Below are 12,372 nucleotides of genomic sequence, written 5' to 3' on the forward strand. Positions count from 1 at the left end.
GGGTGCTCAGCCCGCCGAGGGGCCGCTCTCGGGGGACTCCCACTCCGCGAGCGCCACGACGTCCTTGAGGAACCCTCGTACGCTCAGGAACTTCGACAGATACTCGCGGTGCTCATCGCACGCCAGCCAGGTCTTGCGGCGCTCCGGTGTGTGCAGCTTCGGGTTGTTCCAGGCGAGCACCCACACGGCGGCGGCTCGGCAGCCCTTGGCGGAGCAGATGGGGGAGTCGGGATCAGGGAGCATCACATGCCCGACCCTAACGTGCTCCCGCGCGCGCTCCATGAGCCGGTCGACACGTGACAGCGCGACGGCACCGAAAGGCGACGCCGAGCAGCCACGGGGGGAGCTGCCCGGCGTCGGTCTTTCGCTCCGACGGGGGATGCGGAGCGCGTACGAAGTATGTCACGGGTGACCCGGTGCCCGGCACCGGAACAACATGATTGTCCTGAGCTTTTCTTGAGCTTCGCGAAGGGCGGAATTCCGTATCCGGCGCCCGCCGTGCTCAGGCCCGCTCGCGCGGCTCTTCCCGGGCGTCGGCCGAGGGTTCGGCCGGCTCTTCCTCCGGGACGGATTCCGTGTGCTTGCCCGCGTCGGGCGGCGTGATCATCGGGCGCACCGGGACGTTGAGGAACGACGACGGCAGCGACGGCGCGTTCTCCCGGCCCGCGTTCGCGACGACCACCGCGACATAGGGCAGGACCGCCCCCAGGACCAGCGCGACGACGGCGAACGGCCGCTCCACGTTCCAGAGCGTGGCGGCGAGGATCACCGCGACCGTGCGGATGCTCATGGAGATGACATAGCGACGCTGCCGGCCGCGTACGTCCGCCGCCAGTCCCTGCCGGGCGCCCGTGATCCGGTACACCTGGGTCTGCTCACCGCTGTGCAGCTTCCGCATCACATTCCACCACCCGCCTGCATCGGACCCTCCCCGGCCCGTACCTGGTCCGTAGCCGGTCAGGGGCCGAGCCCGAACACTCACCACGTTACGCCGCGCCTGCGGCGGCCACGAGACCGGGGGCACCCTGCCTGGGCGTACGCGCTGCGCACTCGCGCGTACGGCTGCACCCGACATGCGCCGTATGGCGGACCCCCCGAGACTGGGCGTACCGCTCGCGTCGAGCCGTACGAGGAGGCAGCCATGGGCTGGTTGTGGGCGATCATCGTCGGATTCATCCTGGGTCTGCTGGCCAAGCTCATCCTGCCGGGCAGACAGCACAGCCCGCTCTGGCTGACCACCATCATGGGCATGATCGGCGGCATCGTCGGCAACGCCGTGGCCCGCGCCATCGGGATCGCGGAGACCCGGGGGATCGACTGGGGCCGGCACGGTCTGCAGCTCGCCGCCGCGGTCGTCCTCGTCTTCCTCGGCGAGATGGCGTACATGTCGACGAAGGGCAGACGCCGGGAGAGGGTCTGAAGCACCGAGAGAAGAGGGGCGTTCCCCGACGGGAACGCCCCTCTTCAGGCGCCCGTGACCTCGACCGCGGCCAGGTTCTTCTTGCCGCGGCGCAGCACCAGCCAGCGCCCGTGCAGCAGGTCCTCCTGGGAGGGCACCGCGTCCTCGGAGGTGACCTTCGCGTTGTTCACGTAGGCGCCGCCCTCCTTCACCGTGCGACGCGCGGCCGACTTGCTGGCCACAAGGCCGACCTCGGCGAACAGGTCCACGACCGTCGGCAGCTCGGAGACCTGCACGTTCGGCACCTCGGAGAGGGCCGCGGCCAGCGTCGTCGCGTCGAGGTCCGCCAGCTCGCCCTGGCCGAAGAGGGCCTTGGACGCGGCGGTCACGGCGGCCGTCTGCTCGGCGCCGTGGACCAGCGTCGTCAGCTCCTCGGCGAGTGCGCGCTGCGCGGCACGGGCCTGCGGACGCTCCTCGGTCTGCTGCTCCAGCTCCTCGATCTCCTCACGGGACCTGAAGCTGAAGATGCGCAGGAACTTGGAGATGTCACGGTCGTCGGCGTTCAGCCAGAACTGGTAGAAGGCGTACGGCGTGGTCAGCTCCGGGTCGAGCCAGACCGTGCCGGACTCCGTCTTGCCGAACTTGGTGCCGTCCGCCTTGGTGATCAGCGGCGTGGCCAGCGCGTGCACCGGGACATGCGGCTCCACCTTGTGGATCAGGTCCGCACCCGCCGTGAGGTTGCCCCACTGGTCGCTGCCACCGGTCTGGAGCGTGCAGCCGTACCTCCGGAACAGCTCCAGGAAGTCCATGCCCTGAAGGATCTGGTAGCTGAACTCGGTGTAACTGATGCCCGCGTCCGAGTTCAGCCGCCGGGAGACGGCCTCCTTCGCGATCATCTTGTTGACCCGGAAGTGCTTGCCGATGTCCCGCAGGAAGTCGATGGCCGACAGGCCCTGGGTCCAGTCCAGGTTGTTGACCATGGTCGCGGCGTTCGGGCCCTCGAAGTCGAGGAACTTCTCGATCTGGCCGCGCAGCCGCGCCACCCAGCCGGCCACGACCTCGGGGTCGTTCAGCGTGCGCTCCGCGGTCGGCTTGGGGTCGCCGATCAGGCCCGTGGCACCCCCGACCAGGCCCAGCGGGCGGTTGCCCGCCTGCTGGATGCGGCGCATCGTCAGGATCTGCACGAGGTTGCCGAGGTGCAGGCTGGGCGCGGTCGGGTCGAAGCCGCAATAGAACGTGACGGGACCGTCCGCGAACGCCTTGCGCAATGCGTCCTCGTCCGTGGAGAGGGCGATCAGCCCGCGCCACTTCAGCTCGTCGACGATGTCCGTCACGGTTCTCGTATCTCCTTGGATGACCTTGGATGGCCCTGGATGACGTCGGCGGCGGTCGAACGACCACCGGCTACGAGGTTATACGCCCTGGCTGACAGAGCTCATATTGAAGTCCGGCACCCGCAGGGCCGGCATCGCAGCCCTAGTGAACCAGTCGCTCCACTCCCTCGGCAGCGTCTTTTCCGTGCGCCCGGCCTCCTCGGCCCGCCCGAGCAGGTCGACCGGGGACTCGTTGAACCGGAAGTTGTTGACCTCCCCGGTGACCTCGCCGTTCTCCACGAGGTAGACGCCGTCCCGGGTCAGTCCGGTCAGCAGCAGCGTCGCCGGGTCGACCTCGCGGATGTACCAGAGACAGGTCAGCAGCAGTCCGCGCTCGGTGTCCGCGACCATCTCCTCCAGGGAGCGGTCGGAGCCGCCGTCCAGGATCAGGTTCCCGATCGCCGGGGCGAGCGGGAGGCCGGTCAGGGCCGCGCTGTGCCGGGTGGTCGTCAGACGCCTCAGCTCTCCGTCGCCGATCCACTCGGTGGCCGTCAGCGGCAGCCCGTTGTCGAAGACCGACGCGGCGTCGCCGGAGGAGTGCGCGATCACGAAGGGCGCCGTCTCCAGGCCGGGCTCGTTCGGGTCGCTGCGCAGGGCCAGCGGCAGACGGGAGAGCCGCTCGCCCACGCGGGTGCCGCCGCCGGGCTTGCTGAAGACCGTGCGGCCCTCGGCCGCGTTCCGGGCCGTCGACGACCACATCTGGTAGATCAGCAGGTCCGCGACCGCGGTCGGCGGCAGCAGCGTCTCGTACCGGCCCGCGGGCAGCTCGACCTTGCGCTTCGCCCAGGCCAGCCGCTGCGCCAGCTCGGCGTCCAGCGCCGCCGGGTCGACGTCCTTGAAGTCCCGCGTCGAACGTCCCGCCCACGCCGAGCGCAGGCGGTCCGGGGACTTGGCGTTGAGCTCCAGGGTGCCGCTCGGCTGGTCGTGGCGCAGCCGCAGCCCGGTCGACGTGCCGACATACGTCGAGACGAGTTCGTGGTTGGCGAAGCCGTACAGCTCGCGGCCGCCCGCACGCGCGCGTGCGAAGGACTCGCCGAGCGCCGGCGCGAAGTCCGTGAACACGGCGGAGGAGGTCTCCACGGGCGGCTCCGTGAAGTCCGGGGACTGCGTCACCCCCGTCACCAGCGGCTGCGCGTCCTCGGCGGGGCCCGCGCCGCGCGCGGCGGCCTCCGCGGCCAGGACCAGCGACTCCAGCTCGTCCGCGGTGACGGCCGAGCGGGAGACCACCCCGGACGCCGTCCCCTGCGCGCCGTCGACGGTCGCCACGACGGTGAGGGTGCGTCCGCGCGTGACCCCGTTGGTGGTCAGCGCGTTGCCCGCCCAGCGGAGGTTGGCCGTGGAGTGCTCGTCGGCGATGACGACGCACCCGTCCGCGCGGGACATCGCGAGGGCGCGCTCGACGATCTCGTGCGGCTTGTTCGTACGGGCGCTCATCGACCGGCCTCCTGCGTGGTGTTGAGAATGTTGACTCCCCTGAACAGGGCGGACGGGCAGCCGTGCGAGACCGCGGCGACCTGGCCCGGCTGGGCCTTGCCGCAGTTGAAGGCGCCGCCCAGGACATACGTCTGCGGACCGCCGACGGCCGACATGGAACCCCAGAAGTCCGTGGTCGTGGCCTGGTAGGCGACATCGCGCAGCTGGCCGGTGATCCGCCCGTTCTCGATCCGGAAGAACCGCTGGCCCGTGAATTGAAAGTTGTAGCGCTGCATGTCGATGGACCAGGAGCGGTCCCCGACGACGTAGATGCCGCGGTCCACGCTGCCGATCAGGTCCTCGGTCGACAGCCCGGCCGGGTCCGGCCGGAGCGACACGTTGGCCATGCGCTGCACGGGAACGTGCCCGGGCGAGTCGGCGTAGGCGCATCCGTTGGACCGCTCGAACCCGGTCAGCCGGGCCATGCGCCGGTCCAGCTGGTAGCCGACCAGCGTGCCGTCCTTGACCAGGTCCCAGGACTGGGCCTCGACGCCCTCGTCGTCGTAGCCGATCGTCGCGAGGCCGTGCTCGGCGGTGCGGTCGCCGGTGACGTTCATCAGCTCGGAGCCGTACCGCAGCTTGCCGAGCTGGTCGAAGGTGGCGAAGGAGGTACCGGCGTACGCGGCCTCGTAGCCGAGCGCCCGGTCCAGCTCGGTGGCGTGGCCGATGGACTCGTGAATGGTCAGCCAAAGGTTGGAGGGGTCGACGACCAGGTCGTACACGCCCGCCTGCACACTGGGGGCGCGCATCTTCTCGGCGAGCAGCTCCGGCATCTGCTCCAGCTCCGCGTCCCAGTCCCAGCCGGTGCCCGTCAGATACTCCCAGCCGCGGCCGGCCGGCGGCGCGAGCGTGCGCATCGAGTCGAACTCACCGGTGGACTCGTCGACCGAGACCGCGGTCAGCTCCGGATGCAGCCGTACGCGCTGCTGGGTGGTCACGGTGCCCGCCGTATCGGCGTAGAACTTGTTCTCGTGGACGGTCAGCAGCGAGGCGTCCACATGGTCGACGCCGTCGGCCGCGAGCAGCCGCGCGCTCCAGTCGGCCAGCAGCCCCGTCTTGTGCTCGTCGGGCACGGTGAACGGATCGATCTCGTACGAGGACACCCAGGTCCGCTCCGCGTGCACCGGCTCCTGGGCCAGCTCCACGTGCTCCTGCGACCCAGCCGCCTTGATCACCTGCGCCGACAGCTTCGCCATCGCCACCGCCTGCGACGCGACCTTGGCGGCGGCGTCGAGCGTCATGTCGACACCCGAGGCGAACCCCCAGGTCCCGCCGTGCACGACCCGCACCGCGTACCCCAGGTCGGTCGTGTCCGACGACCCGGCGGGCTTGCCGTCACGCAACCGCCACGCGGCGCTGCGCACCCGCTCGAAGCGGAAGTCCGCGTGTTCGGCCCCCAGCGCACGCGCGCGTGCCAGCGCGGCGTCGGCCAGGGCCCGCAGCGGCAGTGCCGTGAAGGCTTCGTCGATGGAATGCGGCACGGAGGTCTCCCTGCTGTCGTGGCCTGTCGGATCCGATCATGTCTCGCGAGTGACCGTACGGACCACACCTTTGCGTCCGGCGACCGGACCTTCGCCTCCCAGGACCGTCCCGACTCACTCCACGGCCGCCGATTCTGTAGGGATCCGACAGCGTGCCCCCGGCGCCACTGTCGGTGCCCGATTGTCCGCGCGGCGGCCCGGACCGATAGGTTTTCGATGAAGGCGCCTGTCTGTGCAGGGGTTCCAGACCGCTATCGAAAGGGTGATCCGTTGAGCCGCTCGGTTCTCGTCACTGGAGGCAACCGGGGCATCGGCCTCGCCATCGCCCGCGCGTTCGCCGACGCCGGCGACAAGGTCGCGATCACGTACCGCTCGGGCGAGCCGCCGGCCGGCTTCCTCGCGGTCAAGTGCGACATCACCGACACCGAGCAGGTGGAGCAGGCCTACAAGGAGATCGAGGCCGAGCACGGCCCGGTCGAGATCCTGGTCGCCAACGCCGGCGTCACCAAGGACCAGCTTCTGATGCGGATGTCCGAGGAGGACTTCACCTCGGTCATCGACACCAACCTCACCGGCACCTTCCGCGTCGTCAAGCGCGCCAACCGCGGCATGCTGCGCGCCAAGAAGGGCCGCGTCGTGCTCATCTCGTCGGTCGTGGGGCTGCTCGGGTCCGCCGGGCAGGCGAACTACGCCGCCTCCAAGGCCGCCCTGGTCGGCTTCGCGCGCTCCCTCGCCCGTGAGCTGGGCTCGCGCAACATCACCTTCAACGTCGTCGCCCCCGGCTTCGTCGACACGGACATGACCAAGGTGCTCACCGACGAGCAGCGCCAGAACATCGTGTCGCAGGTACCGCTCGGCCGGTACGCGCGGCCGGAGGAGATCGCCGCGACGGTGCGGTTCCTCGCCTCCGACGACGCCTCGTACATCACTGGAGCCGTCATCCCCGTTGACGGCGGACTGGGAATGGGTCACTGATCACCATGAGCGGAATTCTCGAGGGCAAGCGCGTCCTGATCTCCGGTGTGCTGATGGAGTCCTCCATCGCCTTCCACGCCGCCAAGCTGGCCCAGGAGCAGGGCGCCGAGATCATCCTGACCGCCTTCCCGCGGCCCACGCTGACCGAGCGCATCGCCAAGAAGCTCCCCAAGCCCACCAAGGTCATCGAGCTCGACGTCACCAACGACGAGCACCTCGGGCGTCTGGCCGACATCGTCGGTGAGGAGCTGGGCGGCCTCGACGGCGTCGTCCACTCCATCGGCTTCGCGCCGCAGGACGCGCTCGGCGGCAACTTCCTGAACACGCCGTTCGAGTCCGTGGCCACCGCCATGCACGTCTCGGCGTACTCCCTGAAGTCGCTGACCATGGCCTGCCTGCCGCTGATGCAGAACGGCGGCTCGGTCGTCGGCCTCACCTTCGACGCGCAGTTCGCCTGGCCGCAGTACGACTGGATGGGTCCGGCCAAGGCCGCCCTGGAGGCCACCAGCCGCTACATCGCGCGTGACCTGGGCAAGCAGAACATCCGCTGCAACCTGATCTCCGCGGGCCCGCTCGGCTCCATGGCCGCCAAGTCCATCCCGGGCTTCGGCGAGCTGGCCTCCGTGTGGGACAACCGCTCTCCGCTGGAGTGGGACCTGAAGGACCCGGAGCCGGCAGGCCGGGGCATCGTCGCCCTGCTGAGCGACTGGTTCCCGAAGACCACCGGCGAGATCATCCACGTGGACGGCGGTCTGCACGCCATCGGCGCCTGAGCCGCCACGGGCCGACGCCGCCTGTGCGGCTCAGGCTCCCGTCGTACGAGGTCGATGCCCCGTTTCCCGCTGTGCGCGGGGAGCGGGGCATCATCCGTTCGGTCAGCCCTTCGCGGCCTGCGACCGGCCGGGGCGGCACATGAACGGATAGCTCGCAGCCTCCGCGGCCGCCGCGGCGGCGTCGCCCGCGCGGATCGCGTCCACCAGCCCCGTGTGGTCCATGTACGTCTCCGGCGTGAGCTCCCCGCCGACGTCGTCACGCAGCCAGTCCCGCAGCACCTCGCCCAGGTCCGCGTACATCGCCGTCATGACGTCGTTGTGGGACGCCGCCACCACGGCCATGTGGAACGTGGCGTCGGCGGTCACGAACGCCTCCGCGTGCCCGGACTCCCAGGCCTCCTCACGACGCAGCAGAAGCGCGTCCAGCTGCTTGAGGTCGCGCTCGGTGCGCCGCTCGGCGGCCAGCTGCGCGGCACCCGACTCCAGGGTGGAGCGCAGCTCGGCGACGTGGGTGGGGTCGGCGTCGGCGAACCGCCGGTGCATCACGCCCGCCAGCTCGCTGGTCGCCGCCACATAGGTGCCCGATCCCTGGCGGATGTCCAGCAGACCGTTGTGCGCGAGCGCGCGGACGGCCTCACGGACCGTGTTCCGCGCGACCCCGAGCTGGTCGACCAGCTCGGTCTCGGTCGGGATCCGGGAGCCCACCGGCCATTCGCCCGAGGTGATCTGGTTCCGCAGTTCGGCGATGACCTGTTCGGACAACGCGGATCGGCGGGGGTGGCTCAGCGGCATGACGGTCCTTCGTGCGGGCCTGGTTGCGGGGCCGGGGTATCCGGAGCGTAACGCAAGGGAAGTGGCCTCGGATTCATCCTATGATTCTATGATGAGCCCTATGGCTTTCGATGAGACCGGGACGGCGACGTCCGCACCTGCCCCCACGTCCACACCGGTCCCCGGCTCCGCCCCCGCACACGACGGCGCGGGCGCGCGCCCCGGGGGCGGGGCGGCCGGCACGCACACGTGGACCACGCGTGTGCTGGTCGTCGGCGTCGTGCTCACCGCGCTCAACCTGCGGCCCGCCATCACCAGCTTCGGCGCCCTCCTCGAAGAGGTGCGCGACGGGCTCGGCATGAGCGGCAGTGTCGCCGGACTGCTGACCTCCGTCCCCCCGCTGTGCTTCGCCGTCTTCGGCGTCATGGCCCCCCGGCTGGCCCGCCGCCTCGGCCCCGGCGCCGTGGTCTGCGCCGGAATGGTCGCGATCACCGCCGGGCTCGTGATCCGCCCCTACACCGGGAGCACCGCGGGCTTCCTGGCCGCCAGCGCACTCGCCCTGATGGGCATCGCCGTCAGCAACGTCCTGATGCCGGTGATCGTCAAGCGCTGGTTCCCGGACCGGGTGGGTTCGATGACCGGCCTGTACTCGATGGCGCTCGCCCTGGGCACGTCCGCCGCGGCGGCGGCCACGGTCCCCCTGACCGACGCACTGGGCGGTCACTGGCAGTCGGGTCTCGCGCTCTGGGCGGCGCTGTCGGCGGCGGCCGTGCTGCCGTGGATCCCGTTCGTCCGCGCGCGCGGCGCCCGTTCCGCGCAGAGCGCCCCCGCCGCCGACACCGACCGGGGCGAACCCGACGGGCTGCGGATCACCCGGAGCCGCACCGCATGGGCGCTGGCCGTCTTCTTCGGGCTCCAGGCCACGGCCGCCTACATCACGATGGGCTGGATGGCGCAGATCTTCCGTGACGCCGGGGTGTCCGCGGGCGCGGCCGGAGTGCTGCTGGCCGTCACCATGGCGATGGGCGTGCCCCTCGCCTTCGTCATCCCGCGGCTGGCCACCCGGCTGCCGCACCAGGGGCCGATCGCGGTGGTGCTCGGCATCTGCGGTCTCGCCGGGTACGCGGGCTTGTACTGGGCCCCGGCGGCCGGCGCCTGGGCCTGGGCGCTGCTGCTCGGGATCGCCAACTGCTCCTTCCCCCTGGCCCTGACCATGGTGGGCATGCGGGCCCGGACGAGCGCGGGCGTGGCCAAACTGTCGGCCTTCGCGCAGAGCACCGGCTATCTGCTGTCGATCCCGGGGCCGCTGCTGGTGGGCGTCCTCTACCAGCACAGCGGCGGCTGGGGCCTGCCGCTCGCCCTGATGGCCGGGCTGATGGTCCCGCAGGTCGCGGTGGGCGTCCTGGCGGGCCGCGACCGGACGGTGGAGGACGAGGCGGTGCGCTGAAGGAGGGGGTGATCTTGGGACCCGGAGTGCGTGGACCGGGCACGAACCGGCCGGGCACGAACCGGCCGGGCGAACCCGCCGGGTGCGGTCCGCCGGTGGGTGGCGACCCCGCCGGAAGAGGGGCGGGGGAGGGGTGCGAAACTGACCGTATGCCCGTGCTCGACCCGAATCCCCAGAACGGCCAGAAGAAGATGCTGCTCGTCTTCGGCGCGTTCTTCGCCATCTTCGTGATCATCGCCATCATCGCCACGATCGCCTCACCCTGACGGGGGGTGCCCCCAGCCCCCGGGCGGGGGTTGTCCCCCGCAACCCTTAGGGGGTGAGTGTCAGGGTCAAGTGGGTGGATCACCGGATGGGTTGACGGCCTCCGAATCCCTACCTTCGAGATGTGTCCGCGAACAGCGGACCACGGACCGTTCGAAGACCCACGGAGGCACCCATGTCGGCCCCTGCACACCCTCGGCCCCACCCGGCGCCCACGGGCCCGGGCGGCATCGACATGCGACTGCCCTGGTGGGCCCTCGCGCTGCCCACGCTGGCCTTCGTGCTGCTGCTGGCGCTGATACTCAATCCGGCGGACGCGCGGGCGGGTGGTGACCCCGCTCTCGGCCATCTCGTCGAGCGGATCCAGCAGACGATCACCCACCACGCGCGGTGACGCCTCCGACGCCCGCCGGTGACGGCCCGCGTCTGCCGAGGTGGGCCCCGGAAGGGCCTGGTCGGACGCCCGGCCGCGGGTGTGCTTCCGACGAGGTCAACTGCCTGCGCTCCCCGGCCTCTTTCATGCAAAGCTGGGACCCATGAGCTCCGCAGAACCTCGCAGGATTGTCCTCTTCCGGCATGCGAAGGCCGACTGGCCGCAGGTGGCCGACCATGAGCGGCCCCTCGCAGACCGGGGCCGCAAGGACGCGGCCGTCGCCGGCCGCAAGCTGGCCGACACCGGCATCCTCCTCGACCTGGCCCTCTGCTCCACAGCGACACGGACCCGGGAGACCTGGAAGCTCGCGGTCCAGGAGCTTCCGCACCGGCCGAAAACCATCTATGAGGAGCGGATCTACGACGCTTCGCCCGGCGAGCTGATCGCCGTGGTCAACGAGACCCCGGACGACGTCCAGAACATGGTCCTGATCGGCCACAATCCGGGCATCCACGGTCTCGCCGAGGTCCTTGCGGGAGCAGCCGAGGACGAGGCCGCCGAGCGGATGGGCCGACGCGGCTTCCCCGCCGCAGGCTTCGTCGTGCTCTCCCTCGACGGCTCCTGGAAGTCACTGGAGCCGGGCACGGCCACCCTGCTCGACTTCTGGGCGCCGAGCGAGTAACCCCCTCACGGACGGCAGCGGGGGCCGGCACCGGTGACGGTGCCGACCCCCGGCGGAGTCCGAGGCCCTCGGAGACGCCGTGCGGCTCAGGGCCCTCAGAGGATGTCGTCGTGTATGTCCGCCGCCTCGACCTCTTCCCGGGTGACACCGAGCAGATACAGGACGGTGTCCAGGAAGGGGAAGTTCACGGCGGTGTGCGCGGCCTCGCGGACCACGGGCTTGGCGTTGAAGGCGACGCCCAGGCCGGCCGCGTTCAGCATGTCGAGGTCGTTGGCCCCGTCCCCGATCGCCACGGTCTGCGCCAGCGGCACACCCGCCTCGGCGGCGAACCGGCGCAGCAGCCGCGCCTTGCCCGCCCGGTCCACGATCTCGCCGACGACCTTGCCGGTCAGTTTTCCGTCGACGATCTCCAGCGTGTTGGCCTGCGCGAAGTCCAGGCCGAGCCGCTCCTTGAGGTCGTCCGTGACCTGGGTGAAGCCGCCGGAGACGACACCCACCTGGAAGCCGAGTCGTTTCAGCGTGCGGATCAAGGTGCGCGCGCCCGGAGTGAGCCGCACCTCGGCACGCACCTTGTCGATCACCGACGCGTCCAGCCCCTTGAGCAGCGCCACGCGTGCGTGCAGCGACTGCTCGAAGTCCAGCTCGCCGCGCATGGCGGCCGCCGTCACCTCGGCCACCTCCGCCTCGCACCCGGCGTGCGCGGCGAACAGCTCGATGACCTCGTCCTGGATGAGCGTCGAGTCCACGTCCATGACGACCAGACGCTGGGCCCGCCGGTGCAGACCGGCCGCGACGACGGCGACGTCGACACCGAGTGCCGCGGCATCGGTCACCAGGGCGGTGCGCAGCGGCTCGGTCTCCACACCGGACACGGCGAACTCGACAGCCGTCACCGGGTACTTGGCGAGCCGGAAGATACGGTCGATGTTGCCGCCTGTGTCGGCGATACGGGCGGCGATGGCGGCCGTCGACTCGGCGGTGAGCGGATGGCCGAGCACCGTGACCAGGGAACGTCCGAGGCCGCGCGGACGGTTGTCGCCGATCCCGGAGATGATCTCCGCCTGCATCTTCATGGACTCCGCCCAACTGTGGACGGTCGCCCGAAGATCACCCTCCACCCCGGACGGGGGCATCGTGACGAGGACGCACAACACCATCCGGCCCCGGGTGACGACCTGCTCGATGTCGACGACGTCGACGCTGTAGGCGGCCAGGGTGTCGAACAGTCCGGCCGTCAGGCCGGGCCGGTCCTTGCCGAAGATCTTGACAAGGAGGGTCGGGGCGTCGGTGGTCTGCGAAGCGCTCATGGTGTTTCCACCGTATCCGGCACCCAGTGCCGACCGCGTGCCCGGTCCGTCTAG

14 protein-coding genes are annotated in these 12,372 nt (G+C 70.7%); 7 read left to right on the plus strand and 7 right to left on the minus strand.

Annotated elements, in window-relative coordinates; all coding sequences use genetic code 11:
• Positions 1-6: 6 nt before the first annotated feature.
• Positions 7-243: a hypothetical protein gene (locus ACFY2Z_RS02920; protein ID WP_390742380.1), complete on the minus strand. Its 237-nt coding sequence runs from the start codon at positions 241-243 to the stop codon at positions 7-9.
• A gap of 259 nt (positions 244-502) precedes the next feature.
• Positions 503-898 carry a DUF3099 domain-containing protein gene (locus ACFY2Z_RS02925; protein WP_390742381.1) on the minus strand — a complete coding sequence of 132 codons (396 nt, stop codon included), beginning with the start codon at positions 896-898 and terminating at the stop codon, positions 503-505.
• Positions 899-1,141: 243 nt separating this feature from the next.
• Here ACFY2Z_RS02925 and ACFY2Z_RS02930 point away from each other — a divergent pair, with 243 nt between their 5' ends.
• Positions 1,142-1,420, plus strand: a complete 279-nt coding sequence (locus tag ACFY2Z_RS02930; RefSeq protein ID WP_390742382.1) for a GlsB/YeaQ/YmgE family stress response membrane protein — start codon at positions 1,142-1,144, stop codon at positions 1,418-1,420.
• 44 nt (positions 1,421-1,464) lie between these two features.
• Here the strand turns inward: ACFY2Z_RS02930 and tyrS are convergent, their stop codons facing one another.
• From tyrS to ACFY2Z_RS02945, 3 genes are all read right to left on the minus strand, one after another.
• Positions 1,465-2,733 carry a tyrosine--tRNA ligase gene (gene tyrS, locus ACFY2Z_RS02935; protein ID WP_390742383.1) on the minus strand — a complete coding sequence of 423 codons (1,269 nt, stop codon included), beginning with the start codon at positions 2,731-2,733 and terminating at the stop codon, positions 1,465-1,467.
• A 78-nt stretch (positions 2,734-2,811) separates the two neighbouring features.
• Positions 2,812-4,206: a metallopeptidase TldD-related protein gene (locus tag ACFY2Z_RS02940; RefSeq protein ID WP_390742384.1), complete on the minus strand. Its 1,395-nt coding sequence runs from the start codon at positions 4,204-4,206 to the stop codon at positions 2,812-2,814.
• Positions 4,203-5,726, minus strand: a complete 1,524-nt coding sequence (locus ACFY2Z_RS02945; RefSeq protein WP_390742385.1) for a TldD/PmbA family protein — start codon at positions 5,724-5,726, stop codon at positions 4,203-4,205. Before ACFY2Z_RS02945 ends, ACFY2Z_RS02940 begins: the two co-directional genes overlap by 4 nt.
• 270 nt (positions 5,727-5,996) lie before the next feature.
• Here ACFY2Z_RS02945 and fabG point away from each other — a divergent pair, with 270 nt between their 5' ends.
• Both fabG and fabI read left to right on the plus strand, forming a co-directional pair.
• Entirely contained in the window at positions 5,997-6,701 is a 705-nt protein-coding gene (gene fabG / locus ACFY2Z_RS02950) for a 3-oxoacyl-[acyl-carrier-protein] reductase (protein ID WP_311698174.1), read from the plus strand.
• Between the two features lie 5 nt (positions 6,702-6,706).
• Positions 6,707-7,474: an enoyl-ACP reductase FabI gene (gene fabI / locus ACFY2Z_RS02955; RefSeq protein WP_311698175.1), complete on the plus strand. Its 768-nt coding sequence runs from the start codon at positions 6,707-6,709 to the stop codon at positions 7,472-7,474.
• 102 nt (positions 7,475-7,576) lie between these two features.
• On the opposite strand, the gene ACFY2Z_RS02960 is transcribed toward fabI, so the two are convergent.
• The gene (locus ACFY2Z_RS02960) at positions 7,577-8,266 is read right to left on the minus strand and encodes a FadR/GntR family transcriptional regulator (protein ID WP_390742386.1); all 690 of its coding nucleotides are present in this window, start codon (positions 8,264-8,266) and stop codon (positions 7,577-7,579) included.
• An 88-nt stretch (positions 8,267-8,354) separates the two neighbouring features.
• On the opposite strand from ACFY2Z_RS02960, the gene ACFY2Z_RS02965 reads away from it, so the two are divergent.
• The 4 genes from ACFY2Z_RS02965 to ACFY2Z_RS02980 all read left to right on the plus strand — a co-directional run bounded on the left by ACFY2Z_RS02965 (position 8,355) and on the right by ACFY2Z_RS02980 (position 11,011).
• Complete coding sequence (locus tag ACFY2Z_RS02965) at positions 8,355-9,692, plus strand: CynX/NimT family MFS transporter (protein WP_390742387.1); 1,338 nt, start codon at positions 8,355-8,357, stop codon at positions 9,690-9,692.
• A gap of 149 nt (positions 9,693-9,841) precedes the next feature.
• A complete protein-coding gene (locus ACFY2Z_RS02970; protein ID WP_311698178.1) occupies positions 9,842-9,958 on the plus strand; it encodes an SGM_5486 family transporter-associated protein in 117 nt (38 codons plus the stop codon).
• 173 nt (positions 9,959-10,131) lie between these two features.
• Positions 10,132-10,350 carry a hypothetical protein gene (locus ACFY2Z_RS02975; RefSeq protein ID WP_390742388.1) on the plus strand — a complete coding sequence of 73 codons (219 nt, stop codon included), beginning with the start codon at positions 10,132-10,134 and terminating at the stop codon, positions 10,348-10,350.
• Positions 10,351-10,492: 142 nt separating this feature from the next.
• Positions 10,493-11,011 carry a SixA phosphatase family protein gene (locus ACFY2Z_RS02980; RefSeq protein ID WP_390742389.1) on the plus strand — a complete coding sequence of 173 codons (519 nt, stop codon included), beginning with the start codon at positions 10,493-10,495 and terminating at the stop codon, positions 11,009-11,011.
• Positions 11,012-11,106: 95 nt separating this feature from the next.
• Here ACFY2Z_RS02980 and serB read toward each other — a convergent pair whose 3' ends face one another.
• The gene (serB, locus tag ACFY2Z_RS02985) at positions 11,107-12,318 is read right to left on the minus strand and encodes a phosphoserine phosphatase SerB (protein ID WP_390742390.1); all 1,212 of its coding nucleotides are present in this window, start codon (positions 12,316-12,318) and stop codon (positions 11,107-11,109) included.
• Positions 12,319-12,372 lie beyond the last annotated feature (54 nt).

Source organism: Streptomyces sp. NPDC001222 (assembly GCF_042896945.1).
GTDB lineage: Bacteria > Actinomycetota > Actinomycetes > Streptomycetales > Streptomycetaceae > Streptomyces > Streptomyces gibsoniae.